19 protein-coding genes are annotated in these 21874 nt (G+C 71.8%); 11 read left to right on the top strand and 8 right to left on the bottom strand.

All coding sequences use genetic code 11. The features are described 5' to 3' along the window. Positions 1-95: 95 nt before the first annotated feature. Positions 96-1535, top strand: a complete 1440-nt coding sequence (locus OG764_RS11225) for a gamma-aminobutyraldehyde dehydrogenase (RefSeq protein ID WP_328968283.1) — start codon at positions 96-98, stop codon at positions 1533-1535. Between the two features lie 95 nt (positions 1536-1630). Further along, positions 1631-2821, top strand: coding sequence for an ABC transporter substrate-binding protein (locus tag OG764_RS11220; protein ID WP_328968282.1), 1191 nt, complete (start codon positions 1631-1633; stop codon positions 2819-2821). Between the two features lie 20 nt (positions 2822-2841). Here the strand turns inward: OG764_RS11220 and OG764_RS11215 are convergent, their stop codons facing one another. The 5 genes from OG764_RS11215 to OG764_RS11195 form a co-directional block, all read right to left on the bottom strand. After that, entirely contained in the window at positions 2842-4095 is a 1254-nt protein-coding gene (locus tag OG764_RS11215; protein ID WP_328968281.1) for a serine hydrolase domain-containing protein, read from the bottom strand. A gap of 157 nt (positions 4096-4252) precedes the next feature. Further along, positions 4253-4939, bottom strand: coding sequence for a response regulator transcription factor (locus OG764_RS11210; RefSeq protein WP_328968280.1), 687 nt, complete (start codon positions 4937-4939; stop codon positions 4253-4255). Then, positions 4936-6327, bottom strand: coding sequence for a sensor histidine kinase (locus OG764_RS11205; protein ID WP_443055891.1), 1392 nt, complete (start codon positions 6325-6327; stop codon positions 4936-4938). Before OG764_RS11205 ends, OG764_RS11210 begins: the two co-directional genes overlap by 4 nt. Further along, positions 6324-7013 carry a glycerophosphodiester phosphodiesterase gene (locus OG764_RS11200; RefSeq protein WP_328968279.1) on the bottom strand — a complete coding sequence of 230 codons (690 nt, stop codon included), beginning with the start codon at positions 7011-7013 and terminating at the stop codon, positions 6324-6326. The genes OG764_RS11205 and OG764_RS11200 overlap by 4 nt, the downstream gene beginning before the upstream one ends. 20 nt (positions 7014-7033) lie before the next feature. Continuing rightward, entirely contained in the window at positions 7034-8059 is a 1026-nt protein-coding gene (locus OG764_RS11195; RefSeq protein ID WP_328968278.1) for an adenosine deaminase, read from the bottom strand. A 108-nt stretch (positions 8060-8167) separates the two neighbouring features. Here OG764_RS11195 and OG764_RS11190 point away from each other — a divergent pair, with 108 nt between their 5' ends. Next, positions 8168-8986, top strand: coding sequence for a DUF4190 domain-containing protein (locus OG764_RS11190; protein WP_328968277.1), 819 nt, complete (start codon positions 8168-8170; stop codon positions 8984-8986). Positions 8987-9037: 51 nt separating this feature from the next. On the opposite strand, the gene OG764_RS11185 is transcribed toward OG764_RS11190, so the two are convergent. Continuing rightward, entirely contained in the window at positions 9038-9604 is a 567-nt protein-coding gene (locus OG764_RS11185; protein ID WP_328968276.1) for an NADAR family protein, read from the bottom strand. A gap of 174 nt (positions 9605-9778) precedes the next feature. Between OG764_RS11185 and OG764_RS11180 the strand changes: the two genes are divergently transcribed. From OG764_RS11180 to OG764_RS11145, 8 genes are all read left to right on the top strand, one after another. Further along, the gene (locus tag OG764_RS11180; protein WP_328968275.1) at positions 9779-11293 is read left to right on the top strand and encodes a gamma-aminobutyraldehyde dehydrogenase; all 1515 of its coding nucleotides are present in this window, start codon (positions 9779-9781) and stop codon (positions 11291-11293) included. A 49-nt stretch (positions 11294-11342) separates the two neighbouring features. After that, positions 11343-12593 carry a polyamine ABC transporter substrate-binding protein gene (locus tag OG764_RS11175; protein ID WP_328968274.1) on the top strand — a complete coding sequence of 417 codons (1251 nt, stop codon included), beginning with the start codon at positions 11343-11345 and terminating at the stop codon, positions 12591-12593. A gap of 48 nt (positions 12594-12641) precedes the next feature. After that, entirely contained in the window at positions 12642-13799 is a 1158-nt protein-coding gene (locus tag OG764_RS11170; RefSeq protein ID WP_328968273.1) for an ABC transporter ATP-binding protein, read from the top strand. Beyond that, complete coding sequence (locus OG764_RS11165) at positions 13796-14725, top strand: ABC transporter permease (protein ID WP_328968272.1); 930 nt, start codon at positions 13796-13798, stop codon at positions 14723-14725. Before OG764_RS11170 ends, OG764_RS11165 begins: the two co-directional genes overlap by 4 nt. Next, positions 14725-15528: an ABC transporter permease gene (locus OG764_RS11160; protein WP_328968271.1), complete on the top strand. Its 804-nt coding sequence runs from the start codon at positions 14725-14727 to the stop codon at positions 15526-15528. The genes OG764_RS11165 and OG764_RS11160 overlap by 1 nt, the downstream gene beginning before the upstream one ends. Before the next feature lie 25 nt (positions 15529-15553). Then, on the top strand, positions 15554-16972 hold the full coding sequence (locus OG764_RS11155; protein ID WP_328968270.1) for an NAD(P)/FAD-dependent oxidoreductase: 1419 nt from the start codon (positions 15554-15556) through the stop codon (positions 16970-16972). 172 nt (positions 16973-17144) lie between these two features. Beyond that, the gene (locus OG764_RS11150; RefSeq protein ID WP_328968269.1) at positions 17145-17750 is read left to right on the top strand and encodes a hypothetical protein; all 606 of its coding nucleotides are present in this window, start codon (positions 17145-17147) and stop codon (positions 17748-17750) included. 95 nt (positions 17751-17845) lie between these two features. Further along, on the top strand, positions 17846-19645 hold the full coding sequence (locus tag OG764_RS11145) for a chitinase (protein ID WP_328972948.1): 1800 nt from the start codon (positions 17846-17848) through the stop codon (positions 19643-19645). Here the strand turns inward: OG764_RS11145 and OG764_RS11140 are convergent. Beyond that, positions 19584-20393 carry a phosphatase PAP2 family protein gene (locus OG764_RS11140; protein ID WP_328968268.1) on the bottom strand — a complete coding sequence of 270 codons (810 nt, stop codon included), beginning with the start codon at positions 20391-20393 and terminating at the stop codon, positions 19584-19586. The genes OG764_RS11145 and OG764_RS11140 overlap by 62 nt on opposite strands. 144 nt (positions 20394-20537) lie before the next feature. Then, complete coding sequence (gabT, locus tag OG764_RS11135) at positions 20538-21872, bottom strand: 4-aminobutyrate--2-oxoglutarate transaminase (protein WP_328968267.1); 1335 nt, start codon at positions 21870-21872, stop codon at positions 20538-20540. Positions 21873-21874: the final 2 nt, after the last annotated feature.

The following is a 21874-nucleotide window of genomic DNA, read 5'->3' as shown; positions in this document are numbered from 1 at the left end:
GTTGGTGGGGTGCCGCCCTGTCGAAAGCATCACCCAAGGGACTAGGCTGGGGCACTGTCTCAACCATTGGACATGTGATCAGGAGAGTGGCTGTAGTGACCACCGAACTGCGTCGTCTGCGCAACTACATCGGCGGGGAGTTCAAGGACGCCGCCGACGGGCGGACCACCGAGGTGGTCAACCCCGCCACCGGCGAGGCGTACGCCACCGCTCCGCTGTCGGGCCAGGCCGACGTCGACGCGGCCATGGCCGCCGCCGCGGCCGCCTTCCCCGGCTGGCGGGACACCACCCCGGCCGAGCGCCAGAAGGCCCTGCTCAAGATCGCGGACGCCTTCGAGGCGCGCGCGGACGAGCTCGTCGCCGCGGAGTCGGAGAACACCGGCAAGCCGCTCGGCCTGACGGCCAGCGAAGAGCTGCCGCCGATGGTCGACCAGATCCGCTTCTTCGCGGGCGCCGCGCGCATGCTGGAGGGCCGCTCCGCCGGCGAGTACATGGACGGGATGACCTCGATCATCCGCCGTGAGCCCGTCGGCGTCTGCGCCCAGGTCGCGCCGTGGAACTACCCGATGATGATGGCCGTGTGGAAGTTCGCGCCGGCGATCGCCGCGGGCAACACCGTGGTGCTCAAGCCCTCCGACACCACCCCGGCCTCCACCGTGCTGATGGCCGAGATCATCGACTCGGTCCTGCCCAAGGGCGTCTTCAACGTCATCTGCGGCGACCGCGAGACCGGCAAGGCCATGGTCGAGCACCCCGTCCCGGCGATGGCCTCCATCACCGGCTCCGTGCGCGCCGGCATGCAGGTCGCCGAGAGCGCCTCCAAGGACGTCAAGCGCGTCCACCTGGAGCTCGGCGGCAAGGCCCCCGCCGTCGTCTTCGGCGACGCCGACCTCGCCAAGGCCGTCGAGGACATCGCGGTCGCCGGCTACTTCAACGCCGGCCAGGACTGCACCGCGGCCACCCGCGTCCTGGTGCACGAGTCCATCCACGACGAGTTCGTGGCCGCCCTGGCGAAGGCCGCGGCCGACACCAAGACCGGCCAGCCGGACGACGAAGACGTCCTCTACGGCCCGCTGAACAACCCGAACCAGCTCAAGCAGGTCTCCGGCTTCATCGAGCGCCTCCCCGCCCACGCCAAGGTCGAGGCGGGTGGCCACCAGGTCGGCGAGAAGGGCTACTTCTACGCCCCGACCGTCGTCTCCGGCCTCAAGCAGGACGACGAGATCATCCAGAACGAGGTCTTCGGCCCCGTCATCACCGTCCAGTCCTTCGCGGACGAGGCGCAGGCCCTGGAGTACGCGAACGGCGTCGAGTACGCCCTCGCCTCCTCCGTGTGGACCAAGAGCCATGCCCTCGCGATGCGCATGTCCAAGAACCTCGACTTCGGCTGCGTGTGGATCAACACCCACATCCCGCTCGTCGCCGAGATGCCCCACGGCGGCTACAAGAAGTCCGGCTACGGCAAGGACCTCTCCGCCTACGGCTTCGAGGACTACACCCGCATCAAGCACGTCATGACCTCGCTCGACGGCTGATCGCGGCCGGGCTGACCAAGTCCGTTCCCGTCAGGGGCGGGCAGTAGACAGACTGTCTATTGCCCGCCCCTCGGCATTCACCCCAGGGTGGGGGCATGGCCGAACGCATCGCTGAACGTACGATCTCCCGCCGCGCGGCGTTGCGCGGCCTCGGCGCGACGGGTCTGCTCGCCGCCCTCACGGGCTGCGGCGTCCCCGCCGCGTACGTGGAGGAGGGCCGGCGGTCCGCCGCCGACCGGTCGGCGGCGGACAAGAGCGTCTCGTTCGCCAACTGGCCGCTGTACATCGACACCGACGACGAGGACGAGTCGAAGCGGCCCACCCTGGAGTCCTTCACGCGCCGCACCGGCGTGCAGGTCCGGTACTCCGAGGAGATCAACGACAACGACGAGTTCTTCGGCAAGGTCAGCCCGGCCCTGATGAACCACCAGGAGACCGGCCGCGACCTCCTCGTCGTCAGCGACTGGATGGCCGCCCGCTTCGTCCGGCTGGGCTGGGCCCAGGAGATGGACCGCGCGACGCAGCCGAACGTCGCCAAGTACCTCGACCCGCAGCTGCGCTCGCCCGCCTTCGACCAGGGCCGGCTGCACACCGTGCCCTGGCAGTGCGGGATCACCGGCATCGCCTACAACCGCAAGAAGCTGGGCCGTGAGCTGAAGTCCACCGCCGACCTGTGGCGGCCGGAACTGGCGGGCAAGGTCACCCTGCTCTCCGGCCTCGACGAGTCCTTCTCCCTGCTGATGCAGGGGGACGGGGTGGACGTCACCCGCTGGACCGAGAACGACTTCCACCGGGTGTGCGACCGCGTGGAGGAAATGGTCCGTACGAAGCACATCCGCCGATTCACCGGCAACGACTACATCAAGGACCTCTCCACGGGCGACGTGCTCGCCTGCCAGGCCTACTCCGGCGACGTGATCCAGCTCCAGGCCGACAACCCCGACATCGAGTTCGTGGTCCCCGAAGAGGGCGCCGAACTCTGGGCGGAGAGCCTGCTGGTCCCCAACCTGGCCCGCCACAAGGCCAACGCGGAAGCCCTGGTCGACCACTACTACCAGCCCGAGGTCGCGGCGGAGCTGGCCTCCTGGGTCAACTACGTCTGCCCGGTCCCGGCCGCCCGCGACATCCTCGCCGACTCCGACGACGAGGACACCGCCGCGCTGGCCGAGGACCCGCTGATCTTCCCCGACGACGACATGCGCAAGCGCCTCGTCATCGCGCGGGACATCTCCGCCGCGGAACGCCAGCCCTTCGCGAAGCGCTGGAACGCCATCGTCGGCCTCTGATCCCGCCGCGAGGCCACCCGCTACCCGCCGAAGGCGGCCAGGACGATCCCCAGGGCCACCGGGTTCATCCCCTCGCCCTTCGCGTCCGTCGCGTTGACCGAGTACACCAGGCTCCGGGACAGGTCGCGGGTCGCGCCTATCGCGGTGTTGTACCCGTGCCGCCCACCGGTCTTGCCCCAGGCCTCGGTGCCGTCGGGCAGGACGATCCGCGCCATGCCGGCCGTCAGCTGCCCGGGCTTGCCGGTGACGAAGTCCGGCACCCCCGGCAGCGTGAACATCTCCTCCAGCCGGGACCCCGGCACGACCCGGCCGCCGAACAGCGCCAGCGTGAAGCGCTCCAGGTCGGCCGTGGTGGAGATGATGTCCCCGGCCGCCCAGCGGTCCGAGCTGTTCCACTCGGTCACGTCCCGCAGCTCGGTGGAGCCGTCGGCCCGCTTCACCGCCTGGTAGCCGCGGTTGTGCGGCCCCGCGATCCGCGTCCCGTACCGCCCGGGGAAGTACGTGTGGCGCAGCCCCAGCGGCCGCAGGACGCGCTCGGCGACCGCCTGCTCGTACGTCGTGCCCGTCAGCTCCTCGATCAGCACGCCGAGCACCGTGTAGTTGATGTTGAGGTAGTGCTGGCGGGTACCCGGGGCGAACTCCGGCCCCTTGGCGACCGCGTCGGCGATCTGCCGCCGCGGGTCCGTCACGTCGAACCGGTGCTCCCACTGCGCCTCGAAGGAGTCGCCGGGCCCGTCCGCCGCCTGGATCCCGCTGGTGTGATTGAGGAGCCGGCGCACCGTCACCGGCCCGAAGGAATCGGGCAGCAGCCCCGGCAGGTAGTGCTGCACCGGCCGGCCCAGGTCGACCCTGCCCTCCGCCGCCAGCTGGAGCACCACGGCCGCGGTGAACGTCTTGGTCACCGAACCGGCGCGGAACCTGCCCTGTTCGACCGCCGTGCGCCCGGAGGCCAGATCCGCCACCCCCGCGCCGCCCCGCCAGCTTCCGCCCGAGCCCCCCACCCGTACCAGGGCGGCCGTGGCCTCGGCCTTCGGCAGCCCCGCGATCGCCCTCCGCAGCACCCCGGCGTCCGGCTCGGCGACCGCCGCACCGTCCGCCGTGGCCGCCGCACCGGGCGCCGCACCGGGCGCCGCGGCCGCCGCCGTACCGGCCGCCGACCAACCGGCCGCCGCGACCGGGGCGGCCGGGTCGGCCGACGCCGATCCGATCGCCGGCCCCGTCGCGATCCCCAGGACCAGTGCGACCGCCGCCATCGTGCGCATCCGTGCGTTCATGTCCCGTGCTCCCCCGTGAAGTGTCGTCACCGGGTGGGCCCTTCGCCCCCCGACGACCTCCATCGTGCTCGCCGGCCGGGGTCGCGCGAATCACCAGCGAGAGCCATCCTCACCGGTACGACAACTCACCACCGCGAGGGATACGCCCGCCCGGACCTCACTCTCCGGAGGGAGTACCCACGGCGCCGGCCGCCACCAGACCCGACTCGTACGCGCAGATCACCGCCTGGATCCGGTCCCGCAGCCCCAGCTTCGCCAGGACGTGCCCCACATGCGTCTTCACCGTGTGCTCACTGACCACCAGCGCCGCCGCGATCTCCGCGTTCGACAGCCCGCGGGCCAGGTGCAGCAGGGTCTCCCGTTCGCGCGCGGTCAGCACCTCCAGCCGCTGCGAGACCGCGGCGTCCGCGGCCGGCCGCGCCGTCGCCGCCGTGTACTCCTCGATCAGCCGGCGCGCCACCGAGGGAGCCAGCAGCGACTCCCCGGCCGCCACCACCCGTACCGCGTGCACCAGATCGTCCCGCCGCACGTCCTTGAGCAGGAACCCGCTCGCCCCCGCGTGCAGCGCTTCGTACACGTACTCGTCCGAGTCGAACGTCGTCAGCATGACCGTGCGGCACGCCGTCTCCGCGCTGATGGCGCGGCAGGCCTCGATGCCGTCCAGCACCGGCATCCGGATGTCCAGCAGCGCCACGTCGGGGGAGTGCCGGCGGACCGCCTCGACCGCCGCCGCGCCGTCGCCCACCTCCGCGACCACCTCGATGTCCTCCTGGACCCCGAGGATCAGCGCGAAGCCGCTGCGCACCAGTTCCTGGTCGTCGGCCACCACCACACGGATCGTCAACTCCCCACCTCCAGCGGCGACACTACAAGCCGCACCCGCACCTCGAAGCCCTGGCCGCCGGGGCCCGGCCCGGCCGTCGCCGTGCCCCCGTGGGCGGCCGCCCGCTCGCGGATCCCGATCAGCCCGTGACCGCCGCCGGCACCCGACGTCCGCGGGTGCTCCGTTCCCGGGCCCTCCGCACGCGCGCTCTCCCTTCCGCCCTCCGCACGCGGGCCGTCCTCGCCGGAGACCCCCGCACACGGGCCGTCCTCGCCAGGAACCCCTGCACGCGGGCCGTCCTCGCCGGAGACCCCCGCACGCGGGCCGTCCGTACGCGGCCCCCGCCCGTCGTCCGTGACCGTCACCGTCACCTCACCCGGCCCGTGGTCGAGCAGCACGGTGACGGTCGTGGCCGCCGCGTGCTTCACCACGTTGGTCAGCGCCTCCTGCACCACCCGGTACACCGTCGTGTCCACGGCCGGCGGCAGCGGGCGGACCTCGCCCCGTTCCTCGAACCGCACCCGCGGCCCGCCGAGCCGCACCCGGTCCAGCAGCGCCGGCAGCACGGCGACCCCGGGCTGCGGCGCGCGCGGGGCGGCGCCCTCCGCGACGCCGGCCCCACCCGCCCCGCCTCCCGCCGCGCCGCCGTCCTCCGCGCGCAGCACGCCCAGCATCCGGCGCAGCTGGGTCATCGCGTCGCGCCCGGTCTCGGAGATGGCCTCGAACGCGGCCTCGGCGCGTTCCGGCGCACGCCGTACGGCCAGCGGCCCGGCCTCCGCCTGCACGATCATGATGCTGACGGCGTGCGAAAGGATGTCGTGCATCTCCCGGGCGATGCGGGCGCGTTCGCGCGCGGCGGCCTGCTCGGCCTCGATCCGGCGGGTGCGCTCCAGCTGCGCCGCGCGGTCCTCGATGGCGGCCAGGTAGGCCTGCCGGGTGTGCTGGAGCCGCCCCAGCGTGTAGGCGGCGCCGAAGACGAACAGCGAGAACAGCAGCTCCATCGCGGTCCGGGTGTTGAGCGCCACCGAGACGACGACCACCGCGGTCACGGTGGCGCAGAGCGTGAACCGCACCCGGGCCGTGCACAGCAGCGCCACCGTGTAGAAGGCCACCAGCCCGGCGTACGGCAGCGGCTGCCCCGGCCCGTCGACGGTGAAGCGGTACAGCCCGCCCGCCGCTATCACCCCGAAGGCCACCAGCACCGGCGCGCGCCGCCGCCACACCAGCGGCACCGAGGACACCGAGGTCAGGCCGTACGCCAGCCAGGTGGCCTTCGAGGCGTCCGGGTCCCGGGGGACCACGAACGGAATGGTCACCGCCACCTGGACGAGCAGGGCCAGCGCGAGGTCGGCGGCCCGCGGGCCGACCGCCGCCCGCAGCCGTGCGGCGAGCACCGGTATCGGCGTCACCGGCCGGACTCGGCGCGCACGGCGACGAGGGCGTCGACCCGGTTGGTGGTGACCGCGTCCACGCCGGCGGCGATCAGCCGGCGCATGGTCCGCTTCGTGTCCGCCGTCCACGCGGAGACCAGCAGACCGTCCGCGTGCAGCGCGTCGGTCAGCTCGCGGCTCACCAGCCCGAAGCGGTAGTTGAGCCAGCGCGGCGCCACCGCCTCGACGAGCACCCGGCGCGGCGGGCACAGGCTCGTCCACGTCATGGCGATCTCCGCGCCGGGGTCGGCGGCCCGGACGGCGAGCATGGTGTCGGCGCCCGCGCAGTACGAGGCGCGCTCGCGGGCACCGCACTCGCGCACCAGCCCGACCACCGTGCGGACGGCCTCCGGGGCGGCCCCCGGCAGGTCGATCATGACCCGGCCGGCCCCGGTGGCCATCAGCGCCTCCCGCAGGGTCGGCACCTGCCCGGCCGTCAGCTCGCGCAGCTGGGCGGCGGTCATCTCGTCCAGCCGCACCCCGAACCCCCACAGCCGGTGCAGGTCCTCGTCGTGCAGCAGGACGGGCACCCCGTCGCGGGTCACCCGTACGTCGACCTCGACCGCGTCCGCGCCGCGCGCGAACGCCGAACGCAGCGAGGGCAGGGTGTTCTCACGGGCGACGTAAGGATCTCCGCGGTGGCCGATGGCCGTCAGGGTGCGCATGGCCCCATTCTGTGCGGTCGTCAGCGGGCCAGCCACGCGTCGGTGTACGTGTCGATCTCCGCGGCCAGTTCGGCCTTGCCCGCCGGGTCGAGGAACGAGGCCTCGACGGCGTTCTTCGCGAGCTGCGCCAGCCCGCGCTCGTCCAGGTCCAGCAGCCGGGCGGCCACCGCGTACTCGTTGTTGAGGTCGCTGCCGAACATCGGCGGGTCGTCGCTGTTGATGGTGACGAGCACGCCGGCGGCCACCATCTCCTTGACGGGGTGCCGGTCGAGGTCGGTGACGGCGCGGGTGGCGATGTTGGAGGTCGGGCAGACCTCCAGGGCGATCCGGTGCTCGGCCAGGTAGGCGAGCAGCTCGGGGTCCTGGGTGGCGCTGGTGCCGTGGCCGATGCGCACGGCACCGAGCTCGCGGATGGCGTCCCAGATGGTCTCCGGGCCGGTGGTCTCGCCCGCGTGCGGCACGCTGTGCAGGCCGGCGGCGCGCGCCCGGTCGAAGTACGGCTTGAACTGCGGGCGCGGCACGCCGATCTCGGGACCGCCGAGCCCGAAGGAGACCAGGCCCTCGGGGCGCAGGTCGATGGCGAGGCGGGCGGTCTCGGCCGCGGACTCCAGGCCGGCCTCGCCGGGGATGTCGAAGCACCAGCGCAGCACGACGCCGAGTTCGGTCTCGGCGGCCTTGCGGGCGTCCTCGATGGCGGCCATGAAGGCCTTCTCGTCGATGCCGCGGCGGGTGGAGGAGTACGGGGTGATGGTGAGTTCGGCGTACCGGATGTTCTGCCGGGCCATGTCGCGGGCGACCTCGTAGGTCAGCAGCCGGACGTCCTCGGGGGTGCGCACCAGGTCGACGACCGAGAGGTAGACGTCGATGAAGTGGGCGAAGTCGGTGAAGACGAAGTAGTCGGCGAGCGCCTCGGGATCGGTGGGGACCTTGGAGTCGGGGTGCCGGGAGGCGAGTTCCGCGACGATGCGGGGAGAGGCCGAACCGACGTGGTGGACGTGCAGTTCAGCTTTGGGCAGTCCCGCGATGAACGCGTGGAGATCGGACACGAGGGCCTCCGGATGAGGGGATTCGGGCTGTTCGGGATCATCGTAGGCAGGCCGGTGGGCGGCGCGGGCGAGCCCGTAGCATGGCGGCAGGAGAGGGGGCCTGAACTGATGTCCGACCACAATCCGGGACCCGCGCAGGAACCGTCCCGGGATCCCTGGGCGCCGCCGGAGGAACCGAAGGTCCGGCTCGGCAAGGAGCCGGGCGGGCCCGCGCCCGCCGCCGGCCCCGCCACGCCGTCCGGCCCCGGCACGCCGTCCGTGCACGATCAGCCGACGATGGCCGCGATGCCCGGCGCCGGCCCGGACACCCCGCCGTACCCGACCCCCGCCCACCCGACCCCGCCGCGGCCCCAGCAGTACGTGACGCCCAACCCGCCCGCGTACGGCTACCCCGCGCAGCCCCAGTACGGCTACCCCGCGCCCGCGCCCGCACCCGCACCCGCACCCGCACCGGCGCCCGCGCCGGCGGCGTACGGGTACGCGGGCCCGGCCGCCGTCGGGGCGCCGACGTACGGCTACGTGGGACCGCCCGGCGGAGGCGCGCCGCAGCCCGGGATGCCCTACCCGGGCCATCCGCACCAGCACGGCTGGGGGCAGGCCCCGCCGGACAACACGCTCGGCACGGTGGCGATGGTGCTGGGCATCCTGTCGCTCGTGTTCTTCTGCGTCAGCTTGCCTTTGGGCCTGGCGGCGGTGATCTGCGGGGCGATCGCGCGCGGCCGGTTCCGGCGCGGCCAGGCCGCCGCCAGCGGCCAGGCGCTGGCCGGGATCATCCTCGGCGCGATCGGCCTCCTGGTCGGCGTCGTGTTCGTGGCCCTCCTGCTCGTCGGCATCGCCACCGACCGAGAAGGCCCGGACCAGGAGGACGGCCCGTCCGGCAGGCCGACCCACTCGACCGAGCAGGTCCTGCGCACGACGAAGGTCTGACCCGGCGCGACCCCTGAAGGGGGCCGTGCACGGCTCACGCGCGGGCGCCGCTCAGGCGGTCGGCGCCCCGGCCCCCGAGCGCAGCCGCTCGCGCGCCTCCATCAGGGCGAACCCCAGCAGGTTCAGCCCCCGCCAGCGCGCCGGGTCCAGGGCCCGCTCGTCGTCCGCCGCCAGGCCGATGCCCCAGATGCGGTCCATCGGCGAGGCCTCCACGAGCACCCGCTCGCCGGTGCCCAGCAGGTACCCCATCAGCTCCGGAGTGGCCGAAAACTTGTGGACGCTGCCGGTCACCACGATGGCGAAGCGCTCGCGCTCCCATATCGCGCCGTCGAAGCCCCGCACCAGCCGCCCGGCCTTCTTGGCCTCCGCCGGAGTGGCGGCGCGCAGCGCGGCGGCCTCGGCGTCCGCGTCCCCGAACAGCCGGGCCTTCTCCGCCATCATCCAGTGCTCGGCGGTTGCATAGGTGACGTCACCGACCGTGAAGGGGGCGGGCCACCACTGGCTCAGACAGCTGGGCCCGAGCGTGCCGTCGGGGCGCGGCCGGTGCCCCCAGAAGGGCAGCCACTTCACCCGTGTACCGGCATTGACCTGCTCGATCAGCTTGTCGATCTTCTCCATGCACGCGAGTCTGACAGTCGCCACTGACAGGTCGTACGGGATTTTCGGTCCGACGCGACACATGGTCGACCGATTCCGTCGCGTAATCAAAAGGCAACAACGGAATCACTTGGCGGGGGCGGATGCCTCTGTCAGGATCGGCACTCAATTCGAGCTGTAGCTACGGAGAGCGTGATGGGCAACCGCTTCCAGGTCAAGGACCGTTTCGCAGACGGCGCGCAGTACATCGACGGTCGGCTCAGGTCCGGGACCTCGGGACGGTCGCACACCGTGGTCGATCCGGCCACGGGCGAGGACGTGCTCACCTACGAGCTCGCCTCCACGGCGGACGTCGACGCGGCGGTCGCCGCCGCCAAGGCGGCCTTCCCGGCATGGTCGGCCGCCACCCCGGGCGAGCGCTCCGACGCGCTGCACCGGCTGGCCGCCGTACTCGCCGGGCAGGCGGAGGACTTTGCGTATGCGGAGTCCCTCCAGTGCGGCAAACCGCTCAAGCTCACCACCGAGTTCGACGTGCCGGGGACGGTCGACAACACGGCCTTCTTCGCGGGCGCCGCACGCCACCTCCAGGGTCAGGCGGCCGCCGAGTACTCCGGCGACCACACCTCCTACGTACGCCGTGAGGCCATCGGGGTGGTGGGCTCGATCGCGCCGTGGAACTATCCGCTCCAGATGGCCGCCTGGAAGATCCTCCCGGCGGTCGCGGCGGGCAACACCATCGTGCTCAAGCCCGCCGAGCTGACCCCGCTGACCTCCCTGATGTTCGCCCAGGCGGCCCAGGAGGCCGGCATCCCCGACGGCGTCATCAACATCGTCACCGGCGCGGGCCGCGACGCCGGCGAGCACCTGGTCGGCCACCCCGACGTGGTCATGACCTCCTTCACCGGCTCCACCGCGGTCGGCAAGCGGGTCGCGGAGATCGCCACCGCCACCGTGAAGCGCCTCCACCTGGAACTCGGCGGCAAGGCACCCTTCCTCGTGTTCGACGACGCGGACGTGGAGGCCGCCGCGCACGGCGCGGTCGCCGGCTCGCTCATCAACACGGGCCAGGACTGCACCGCCGCCACCCGCGCCTACGTCCAGCGCCCGCTGTACGACGCCTTCGTCGCCCGGGTCGCCGAGCTGATGGAGACCGTCCGGCTCGGCAACCCGTTCGCGCCCGGCACCGACCTCGGCCCGCTCGTCTCCCACGTGCAGCGCGACCGCGTCGCCGCCATCGTGGAGCGCGCCCGCGGCTACGCCACCGTCGTCACCGGCGGCGAGGCCCCGCAGGGCGAACTTGCCGAGGGCGCGTACTACCGGCCCACCCTGATCGCCGGCGCCGCGCAGGACAGCGAGGTCGTCCAGTCCGAGATCTTCGGCCCGGTGCTGGTCGTGCTGCCCTTCGACACCGACGACGAGGGCATCGCGCTCGCCAACGACACCCCGTACGGCCTCGCCGCCTCCGCGTGGAGCCGCGACGTCTACCGGGCGAACCGGGCCACCCGCGAGATCAAGGCGGGCTGCGTCTGGGTCAACGACCACATTCCGATCATCAGCGAGATGCCCCACGGCGGCTACAAGGCCAGTGGTTTCGGAAAGGACATGTCCGCGTACTCGTTCGAGGAGTACACGCAGGTCAAGCACGTCATGTACGACAACACCGCGGTGGCCGCGAAGGACTGGCAGCGCACGATCTTCGGGGACCGATAGCAGCGCTCCGCCCGACCAGCGGACCACCACACCCGAAAGGGCACAGCGCATGGAGCAGTACGAGACCGACCGCCTTTCCGCGGCCCAACTTGCCGCGATGCGGCGCAGTCTCACCAGCGGCCGCGGGGCGCTCACCCGCCGCTCGCTGCTGAGGGCCTCCGGCGTCGGAGCGCTCACCGTCGGCGGCCTCGCAGGCCTGACCGCCTGCGGGATCCCGCCCGCGAAGCGGAGCGACGGCGACGCACCGGCCTCGGACGACCACTCGGCCCAGGAGAAGTCGCTGACCTTCTCCAACTGGACCGAGTACATGGACATCAGCGAGGACGAGAAGACCCGTCCGACCCTGACGGCTTTCACCAAGCGCACCGGCATCAAGGTCAAGTACACCGAGGACATCAACGACAACGTCGAGTTCTTCGGCAAGATCCGACCGCAGCTCGCCGCCGGCCAGGACACCGGCCGGGACCTGATCGTCGTCACCGACTGGCTGGCCGGGCGCATGATCCGGCTCGGCTGGGCTCAGAAGCTCGACCCCGCGCACCTGCCGCACGCCTTCGCGAACCTGTCCCCGCAGTTCCGCACCCCCGACTGGGACCCGGGCCGCGCCTACACGTACCCGTGGACCGGCATCTCCACCGTCATCGCCTACAACTCCAAGGCGACCGGCGGCAAGAAGGTCGACTCCATCACCCAGCTCCTGGACGACCCGTCGCTCAAGGGCCGGGTGGGCTTCCTCACCGAGATGCGCGACACCGTCGGCATGACCCTGCTCGACATGGGCAAGGACCCGGGCGCGTTCACCGACGCCGACTACGACGCGGCCATCGGCCGCCTCCAGAAGGGCGTCGACAAGAAGCAGATCCGCCGCTTCACGGGCAACGACTACACCTCCGACCTCGACAAGGGCGACCTCGCCGCCTGCGTCGCCTGGGCCGGTGACGTCATCCAGCTGCAGGCCGGCAACCCGGACATCAAGTACGCCATCCCCGCGGCCGGCTACATCACCTCCAGCGACAACCTGCTCGTGCCCGCAAAGGCCCGACACAAGGCCAACGCCGAGAAGCTCATCGACTACTACTACGAGCTTCCCGTCGCGGCTGAGCTCGCCGCGTACATCAACTACGTCTGCCCCGTCGAAGGGGTCAAGGACGAACTCGCCAAGATCGACCCGGCGCTCGCGGCCAACACCCTGATCGTCCCGGACAAGGCCATGGCGGCGAAGTCCCACGCCTTCCGCTCCCTCAGCAGCGCGGAAGAGACGGCGTACGAAGAGAAGTTCGCCAAGCTCATCGGCGCCTGACCGGCGTGCCCTCCCCTTCTTCCGACACCACCCCTGGGACCGCGACCCATGACTGACAAGACCGCGGGCGGCGATGTCCGCCTCACCGGGATCAGCAAGCACTACGGCTCCTTCACCGCCGTGCACCCGCTGGACCTCACCATCCCGCAGGGCTCCTTCTTCGCCCTGCTCGGCGCCTCCGGCTGCGGGAAGACCACCACGCTGCGCATGATCGCCGGGCTGGAGGAGCCGTCCACCGGCACCGTCCACCTCGGCGACCAGGCGGTCACGCACCTGCCGCCGTACAAGCGCCCGGTGAACACCGTCTTCCAGAGCTACGCGCTCTTCCCGCACATGGACATCTTCGAGAACATCGCGTTCGGCCTGCGCCGCCGCGGCATCAAGTCGGTCAAGAAGCAGGTCGACGAGATGATCGACCTGGTCCAGCTCGGCGAGCACGCCCGCAAGAAGCCGCACCAGCTCTCCGGCGGGCAGCAGCAGCGCGTGGCGGTCGCCCGCGCGCTCATCAACCACCCCCAGGTGCTGCTCCTCGACGAGCCGCTCGGCGCACTCGACCTCAAGCTGCGCCGCCAGATGCAGCTGGAGCTCAAGCGCATCCAGACCGAGGTCGGCATCACCTTCGTGCACGTCACCCACGACCAGGAGGAGGCCATGACCATGGCCGACCAGGTCGCGGTCATGAACGGCGGCCGGGTCGAGCAGCTGGGCGCCCCCGCCGAGCTCTACGAGAACCCGCGCACCACCTTCGTCGCCAACTTCCTCGGCACCTCGAACCTGATCGAGGCGGCCGTCGAGGAGCCCGGCGGCGGCTCCTCGGACGTGGTGGTCTCCGCGGCCGGCACCACGCTGAGGCTGCCCGCGCAGCGATGTTCGACCACCCCCCGCTCCGGCGGGAAGCTGCTGGTCGGCGTGCGCCCCGAGAAGATCTCGCTGGTCCACGCGGACGAGGAGCACACCATCGCGGCCGGCCGCAACAAGGTCGCCGGCACGATCGTCGCCTCCTCCTTCATAGGCGTCTCCACCCAGTTCGTCATCGACAGCCCGGTCTGCCCGGAGCTGGAGGTGTACGTACAGAACATCGAGCGGGACGCCCGCCTGGCGCCGGGCGCCGACGTGGTCCTGCACTGGAACCCGGCGCACACCTTCGGACTCGACGCCGCCCAGGACATCGACGCGGGCATCGAGACGGTCGAGGAGGGCGCATGACCGCCACCGAGGCGCCGCCCGCCGCCGCGCTCCCGGCGGATCCGCCGGTCCACAAGCCCTCGGTCCGAAAGCGGCTGGTCCCGTACTGGCTGCTGCTGCCGGGCATCCTGTGGCTGCTGGTCTTCTTCGTGCTGCCGATGGTCTACCAGGCCTCGACGTCCGTGCAGACCGGCTCCCTGGAAGAGGGCTTCAAGGTCACCTGGCACTTCCAGACCTACTGGGACGCCTTCACCGAGTACTACCCGCAGTTCCTGCGCTCGCTGCTGTACGCGGGCACCGCCACCGCGCTTTGCCTGCTGCTCGGCTACCCGCTGGCCTACCTGATCGCCTTCAAGGCCGGCCGCTGGCGCAACCTGCTGCTGATCCTGGTCATCGCGCCGTTCTTCACCAGCTTCCTGATCCGCACCCTGGCCTGGAAGACGATCCTCGCGGACAGCGGCCCGGTCGTCGGCGTCCTGAACAGCGTCGGCTTCCTGGACGTGACCAGCTGGCTGGGCATGACCCAGGGCGACCGGGTGCTCGCCACCCCGCTCGCGGTGGTCTGCGGTCTGACGTACAACTTCCTGCCGTTCATGATCCTTCCGCTCTACACCTCGCTGGAACGGATCGACACCCGCCTCCACGAGGCGGCCGGCGACCTGTACGCCCGCCCCTCCACGACCTTCCGCAGGGTGACCTTCCCGCTCTCCATGCCGGGCGTGGTCTCCGGGACCCTGCTCACCTTCATCCCGGCGAGCGGCGACTACGTCAACGCGGAGCTGCTCGGCTCCACGGACACCCGGATGATCGGCAACGTCATCCAGTCGCAGTACCTGCGGATCCTCGACTACCCGACGGCGGCCGCGCTGTCCTTCATCCTCATGGCCATCGTGCTGATCATGGTCACCATCTACATCCGCCGAGCGGGGACGGAGGACCTGGTCTGATGGGCGCTCTCGTGGGCTGGTTCCGGCGCAACTTCGTCGTCATCGCAGGTCTGGGCACCCTCGCCTACCTGATCCTGCCGAACGTCGTCGTGACCGTCTTCTCGTTCAACAACCCCACCGGGCGGTTCAACTACGCCTGGCAGGAGTTCTCGCTCGACGCCTGGAAGGACCCGTGCGGGGTCGCCGACATGTGCGGCTCCCTGTCGCTGTCCCTCCAGATCGCCCTCTGGGCGACGATAGGCGCGACCGTCCTGGGCACCATGATCGCCTTCGCGATGGTCCGCTACCGGTTCCGGTCCCGGGGGGCGATCAACTCCCTGATCTTCCTCCCGATGGCCATGCCGGAGATCGTGATGGCCGCCTCGCTGCTCGCCCTCTTCCTCAACATGGGCATCCAGCTGGGCTTCTGGACGATCCTCATCGCCCACGTGATGTTCTGCCTCAGCTTCGTCGTGGCCGCCGTCAAGGCGCGCGTGCTCTCGATGGACCCGAGGCTGGAGGAAGCCGCCCGGGACCTCTACGCCGGGCCCGTGCAGACGTTCCTGCGGGTGACCCTGCCGATCGCCGCCCCCGGCATCGCGGCCGGCGCGCTGCTGTCGTTCGCGCTGTCCTTCGACGACTTCATCATCACGAACTTCAACTCGGGCAACACCGTCACCTTCCCCATGTTCGTGTGGGGATCGGCCCAGCGCGGTACGCCTGTCCAGATCAACGTCATCGGCACGGCGATGTTCGTCATCGCGGTGCTGGTGGTCCTCGCCGGCCAGCTCGTCAGCAACCGGCGGAAGAAGCAACAGCACTAAGCAGTTCCGTAAGGAGTTGGAAACCATGGCCCCAGTCGCCATGCGTACCGTTGCACAATCCCTTTCCGACGCACTGCCGGTCTCGTACTGGCTCGACGACCCCGGCAAGCCCGCCCCGCAGCCCGCCCTCACCGGCGACGAGCGCTGCGACCTCCTGGTCATCGGAGGCGGCTACAGCGGCCTGTGGACCGCGCTGCTGGCCAAGGAGCGCGATCCCGCCTGGGACGTCGTCCTGATCGAAAGCCGCGAGGTGGGCTGGGCCGCCTCGGGCCGCAACGGCGGCTTCTGCGCCGCTTCCCTCACCCACGGTTTCGCCAACGGTCTGGCCCGCTGGCCCGGCGAGCTCGCCAAGCTGGAGGAGATGGGTGCCCGCAACCTCGACGCCATCGAGGCGGCGGTCGCCCGCTACGGCATCGACTGCGACTTCGAGCGCACCGGCGAGATCGACGTGGCCACCGAGCCCCACCAGGTGGCGGAGCTCAAAGAGCTGCACGAGGAAGCCGAACGCCTCGGCCTGGCCGGCGGCTCGCAGTGGCTCGACCGCGACGCCCTGCGCGCCGAGGTCGACTCGCCCACCTTCCTCGGCGGCCTGTGGGACCGCGACGGCGTCGCGATGCTCAACCCCGCCAAGCTGGCCTGGGGCCTCAAGGAGGCCTGCCTGGGCCTGGGCGTGCGGATCTACGAGAACACCCGCGGGCTCGACCTGGCGTCCGCCGGAGCCGGAATGGCCGTGCGCACCCCGTACGGGCGGATCGCCGCCCGCCGGGTCGCGCTCGGCACCAACATCTTCCCGTCGCTGGTCAAGCGCGTCCGCCCGTTCACCGTCCCGGTGTACGACTACGCGCTGATGACCGAGCCGCTCACCGAGGAGCAGCTCGCCGCGATCGGCTGGAAGAACCGGCAGGGGCTGGGGGACAGCGCCAACCAGTTCCACTACTTCCGGATCACCCCCGACCACCGCATCCTGTGGGGCGGCTACGACGCGATCTACCCCTACCGGGGCAAGCTCAACTCGGACTACGACCACCGGCCGGAGACCTACCTCAAGCTGGCCGAGCACTTCTTCACCTGCTTCCCGCAGCTGGAGGGCGTGAAGTTCAGCCACGCCTGGGGCGGCGCGATCGACACCTGCTCGCGCTTCTCGGCCTTCTTCGGCACGGCTCACCGCGGCAAGGTCGCCTACGCGGCGGGCTTCACGGGACTGGGCGTGGGCGCCACCCGCTTCGGCGGGGACGTGATGCTGGACCTCCTCGACGGGGAGCGCACCGAGCGCACCCGGCTGGAGATGGTCCGCTCCAAGCCGATGCCGTTCCCGCCCGAGCCGTTCGCCTGGACCGGCATCACGCTGACGAAGTGGTCGCTGGCGCGGGCCGACGAGCGGGCCGGACACCGCAACCTGTGGCTCAAGACCCTGGACCGCTTCGGCCTGGGCTTCGACAGCTGACGATCAGAGGCTGATCCGATCATCCGGGGTGGTGCGCCCCCTCCTGCGGGGGGCGCACCACCCCGGCCTTCGTGTGCCCCCGCTCACCACCACCGGCCGGCCGAACCCGCGTCATGACCGCGGCCCCGCGCGCTCTCCCCCGTAGGACTTCCCACGAGCGAGGAGACGGGCGATGGGTGCAGCGGGGGACAGGGCGGCGGTCGAATGGCTGGCCTCGGTGGCGCAGGATCCCGACGGCTGCCGCTGGGAGTGGGAGCGCAACCCGCTGGGGGTGGCCCTGCTGCCCGCCGGCCGGCACTGGGACGTACTGATCCTGACCGGGGGGCTGGCCCGGCCCACCTTCGAGGTGCTCGCCCGGCTGGTCGCGCGGCCCGGCCCGGTGCTCGCGGGCCTCGGCGAGGAGCGGCTCGGCTTCTTCGTGCCGCCCGGCACGACGGCCGGCTGGCTCGGCACCGGGGTGCGCGGCGCCGGCCCGGGCGCCTGGATCGCGGTCCCGCACCCGGGCCGGGCCGCCGGCGGGGTGCGCTGGGTGGTCCCGCCGGACGGCTCCGGGCGGCTGACCGATCCGGTGCTGCTGGAGCTGGCGATGCACGAGGCGGCGGGGCGGGCCGGGGGCCGCCCCGCGGGGGAGGGCGGCGGACCCGGGGGTGGATCCGGCAGCGGACCCGGCGGCGGACCCGGCAGCGGACCCGGCGGCGGACCCGGCGGCGGATCCGGCGGCGGACCCGGCGGCGGATCCGGGAGCGGACCGGGCGGCGGATCCGGTGGCAGGTCTTGACGCGATGATTGGTCTGGACCATCTTGTGTACGACGCGTCGCCTCTCATCCCCCCATGTTCCGGAGGCAGTTGTGCCACGCACCCCCATCCGGTTCCTGTCCTGGCTCGCCGCCGCCGCGCTGGCCCTCGCAGGGCTCCTCACCGCGGGGCCGCCGGCCGCCGCGGCCGACGCGGACCTCGTCCGCAACGGCGGATTCGAATCCGGCCTCGACGGCTGGAGCTGCACCCCCGGCAGCGGAGCCGCCGTCACCACCCCCGTGCACGGCGGCGCCTCGGCCCTCAGGGGCACCCCGGCCGGCCAGGACCACGCCAAGTGCTCCCAGACGATCCAGGTGAAACCCGACTCCGCGTACACCCTCACCGCCTGGGTGCAGGGCAGTTACGTCTACCTCGGCGCCTCGGGCACCGGCACCACCGACGTGTCCGCCTGGACCCAGTCGCCGGGCGCCTGGCGCCAGCTCGGCACCGCCTTCCGCACCGGCGCGGCCACCACCTCGGTGACCGTGTACACCCACGGCTGGTACGGCCAGCCCGCCTACGCCGCCGACGACGTCAGCCTGGTCGGGCCGGACCCCGGCACCGGACAGCCGCAGCCCCCGGCCGCCCCCACCGGCCTCACCACGGGCTCCGCGACCGCCTCCAGCGTCACCCTGTCCTGGTCCCCGGTGGCCGGCGCCGTGAGCTACCGCGTCTTCCGCGACGGCACGCACGTCCTGACGGCCGCCGGCACCTCCGCCACCGTCACCGGCCTCACGGCCTCGACCACGTACTCCTTCCAGGTCACGGCCGTGAACGCGGCGGGCGAATCACCGCGCAGCGTGGCCGTGCCGGGCACCACCACCGGCCCCGGCCCGGGCCCCGGCCCGGGGCCCGGGCCCGCCCTGCCCGCCCACGCGCTCGTCGGCTACCTGCACGCGAGCTTCGCCAACGGCTCGGGCCACGTGCGGATGGCGGACGTGCCCGCCTCCTGGGACGTCGTGAACCTCGCCTTCGGCGAGCCGACCTCCGTCACCTCGGGCGACGTCCGCTTCCGGCTCTGCCCGGTCGCCGAATGCCCGAACGCCGAGACCCCCGCCGAGTTCAAGGCCGCCATCAAGGCCAGGCAGGCCGCGGGCAAGAAGGTGCTGATATCGATCGGCGGCCAGAACGGCCAGGTGCAGCTCGCCACCACGGCCGCCCGCGACACGTTCGTCAGCTCCGTCTCGAAGATCATCGACGAGTACGGGCTCGACGGCCTCGACATCGACTTCGAGGGCCACTCGCTCTCCCTGGCCACCGGGGACACCGACTTCCGGAGCCCCACCACACCCGTGGTGGTCCACCTGATCTCCGCGCTGAAGACCCTCAAGGCCAGGTACGGCCAGAACTTCGTCCTGACCATGGCCCCCGAGACCTTCTTCGTCCAACTGGGGTACCAGTACTACGGGTCCGGTCCCTGGGGCGGCCAGGACCCGCGCGCCGGGGCCTACCTCCCGGTCATCCACGCCCTGCGCGACGACCTCACCCTGCTCCACGTCCAGGACTACAACTCGGGCCCGATCATGGGCCTGGACAACCAGTACCACTCGATGGGCGGCGCCGACTTCCACATCGCGATGACCGACATGCTGCTCACCGGCTTCCCGGTCGCCGGCAACGCCGCACGCGTCTTCCCGGCGCTGCGTCCCGAACAGGTCGCCATCGGCCTGCCGGCCACCACCAACGCGGGCAACGGCCACACCCCTCCCGCCGAGGTGAACAAGGCGCTCGACTGCCTGACGAAGAAGACCGACTGCGGCACCTACCGGACCCACGGCACCTGGCCCGCCCTGCGCGGCCTGATGACCTGGTCGGTCAACTGGGACCGGTTCGGCGGCTGGGAGTTCTCGAAGAACTTCGACGCGTACTTCGGCTGACCCGGGCGACCGGGACCAGCAGCAGGAAGCTCAACAGCACGCTGGCCAGCACGTCCAGCGGCCAGTGGAAGCCCCGCAGCACCAGACCGGCGCCGGTCGCCGTCGCGAGCACGACGGCGGCCGGCACCGCCCAGTTCCGGCGCAGGTGCGGAGCGACCAGCAGCGCGGCGCCGAGGTAGGCCACCATCGCCGTCGCCGTGTGGCCGGAGGGGTAGTAGCCGGCGGCCCACGGCTCCAGCGGGCCGGGCCGGGCCGTCCACTCCTTCAGCGGCACGATCACCGCGGGCACCAGGGCCATCGCCAGGCCCGCGGTGAGCGGGGCCCGCCAACCGCGCCCGCGCCGGCCCGCGTACGCCATCGCCGCGGCCAGCACCGGCAGCGCGACCGGGATGTTGCCGAGGTCCGCGAGGCGTTCGGTGACGGAGTCCGGGACGGTGTGTACCAGGGCGCGGCTGAGCCGCTCGTCGGGGGTCAGCAGCGGGCCCGAGACCAGGACCTGCCAGGTCGTCAGGGCGAACAGCACCAGCGCGGCCGGCACCAGGAAGAAGAGGAGGGCCGGCCGTCCCGGAACAGGGGGGATGGTTCCGCGGCGGCCGGCCGGACCGGGCTGCCGCGCGCCCCGGGGGGTGTGGGGCGGGCGGCCATCCGATCGGTGAGGAGTGTGCGCGAGCGCACGTCCGGTACGGAGCTGGGGAAGCCCGGTGCCGGATTCGCCTGCAGTTCCCTGCGGACGGGGTGTTTCACTCATCTGCAGAAACCGTACGCCAGCGGAAAGGGGACCGACAGCGGGAACGCGTCCCCGCCATCGGCCCCCCACACCATCTTCACAGCGCCCACCGGTTACCGGGGGTACTGGACGGACGGTGTCCGGACGCCTGTTCCAGACGCTCGATCAGATGGCCGCGAACGCGGCCTCGATGACGTCCAGGCCCTCGTTCAGGAGGTCCTCGCCGATGACGATCGGGGGCAGGAAGCGCAGCACGTTGCCGTACGTGCCACAGGTGAGGACGAGGACGCCCTCGGCGTGGCAGGCCTTGGCGAGCGCGCCGGCCGCCTCCGGGAACGGGGTCTTCGAGACCGGGTCCTTCACCAGCTCGATCGCGATCATGGCGCCGCGGCCGCGGATGTCGCCGACGATCTCGTACTTCTCCTGGATGGCCGTCAGACGGGCCTTCATGATGGACTCGATCTTCTTCGCCTTGGCGTTGAGGTCGAGCTCCTTCATGGTCTCGATGGAGCCGAGCGCACCGGCGCAGGCCACCGGGTTGCCGCCGTAGGTGCCGCCCAGGCCGCCCGCGTGCGGGGCGTCCATGATCTCGGCGCGGCCCGTCACGGCGGCGAGCGGCAGGCCGCCCGCGATGCCCTTGGCGGTGGTGATCAGGTCGGGGACGATGCCCTCGTCCTCACACGCGAACCACTGGCCGGTGCGGCAGAAGCCGGACTGGATCTCGTCGGCGACGAAGACGATGCCGTTGTCGTTGGCGAACTTCACGATCGCCGGGAGGAAGCCCTTGGCCGGCTCGATGAAGCCGCCCTCGCCGAGCACCGGCTCGATGATGATCGCGGCGACGTTCTCGGCACCGATCTGCTTGGAGATCTGGTCGATCGCCTGGGCGGCGGCCTCGGGGCCGCAGTTCTCGGCACCGGTGGGCCAGCGGTAGCCGTACGCGACCGGGACGCGGTAGACCTCGGGGGCGAACGGACCGAAGCCCTGCTTGTACGGCATGTTCTTCGCCGTCAGCGCCATCGTCAGGTTGGTGCGGCCGTGGTAGCCGTGGTCGAAGACGACGACGGCCTGGCGCTTGGTGTACGCACGGGCGATCTTGACGGCGTTCTCGACGGCCTCTGCGCCCGAGTTGAACAGCGCCGACTTCTTGGCGTGGTCGCCCGGGGTCAGCTCGGCCAGCGCCTCGCACACCTCGACGTAGCCCTCGTACGGCGTGACCATGAAGCAGGTGTGGGTGAAGTCGGCGAGCTGCGCGGAGGCGCGGCGCACCACGGCCTCGGCGGAGGCGCCGACCGAGGTCACGGCGATGCCGGAGCCGAAGTCGATCAGGCGGTTGCCGTCGATGTCCTCGATGATGCCGCCGTCCGCACGGGCCGTGAAGACGGGCAGCACGGAGCCCACGCCGCCGGCCACCGTCTGCAGGCGGCGGGCCTGCAGCTCCTGCGACTTCGGGCCGGGGATCGCGGTGACGAGTCGACGCTCCTGCGGGACAGCGCTCATGG

Origin of the sequence: Streptomyces sp. NBC_00239 (assembly GCF_036194065.1) — a bacterium.
In the GTDB taxonomy this organism is placed as follows: Bacteria; Actinomycetota; Actinomycetes; order Streptomycetales; family Streptomycetaceae; genus Streptomyces.
Note: the sequence above shows the minus strand (reverse complement) of the source record. Positions and strands in the feature narration are given on the sequence as shown.

Coding starts and splice junctions, on each gene's coding strand:
- OG764_RS11220 (WP_328968282.1), top strand. CDS start 1,631: ATGGCCGAACGCATCGCTGAACGTACGATCTCCCGCCGCGCGGCGTTG.
- OG764_RS11215 (WP_328968281.1), bottom strand. CDS start 4,095: ATGAACGCACGGATGCGCACGATGGCGGCGGTCGCACTGGTCCTGGGG.
- OG764_RS11200 (WP_328968279.1), bottom strand. CDS start 7,013: ATGCGCACCCTGACGGCCATCGGCCACCGCGGAGATCCTTACGTCGCC.
- OG764_RS11190 (WP_328968277.1), top strand. CDS start 8,168: ATGTCCGACCACAATCCGGGACCCGCGCAGGAACCGTCCCGGGATCCC.
- OG764_RS11185 (WP_328968276.1), bottom strand. CDS start 9,604: ATGGAGAAGATCGACAAGCTGATCGAGCAGGTCAATGCCGGTACACGG.
- OG764_RS11180 (WP_328968275.1), top strand. CDS start 9,779: ATGGGCAACCGCTTCCAGGTCAAGGACCGTTTCGCAGACGGCGCGCAG.
- OG764_RS11175 (WP_328968274.1), top strand. CDS start 11,343: ATGGAGCAGTACGAGACCGACCGCCTTTCCGCGGCCCAACTTGCCGCG.
- OG764_RS11170 (WP_328968273.1), top strand. CDS start 12,642: ATGACTGACAAGACCGCGGGCGGCGATGTCCGCCTCACCGGGATCAGC.
- OG764_RS11165 (WP_328968272.1), top strand. CDS start 13,796: ATGACCGCCACCGAGGCGCCGCCCGCCGCCGCGCTCCCGGCGGATCCG.
- OG764_RS11160 (WP_328968271.1), top strand. CDS start 14,725: ATGGGCGCTCTCGTGGGCTGGTTCCGGCGCAACTTCGTCGTCATCGCA.
- OG764_RS11155 (WP_328968270.1), top strand. CDS start 15,554: ATGGCCCCAGTCGCCATGCGTACCGTTGCACAATCCCTTTCCGACGCA.
- OG764_RS11150 (WP_328968269.1), top strand. CDS start 17,145: ATGGGTGCAGCGGGGGACAGGGCGGCGGTCGAATGGCTGGCCTCGGTG.
- OG764_RS11140 (WP_328968268.1), bottom strand. CDS start 20,393: ATGAGTGAAACACCCCGTCCGCAGGGAACTGCAGGCGAATCCGGCACC.
- gabT (WP_328968267.1), bottom strand. CDS start 21,872: ATGAGCGCTGTCCCGCAGGAGCGTCGACTCGTCACCGCGATCCCCGGC.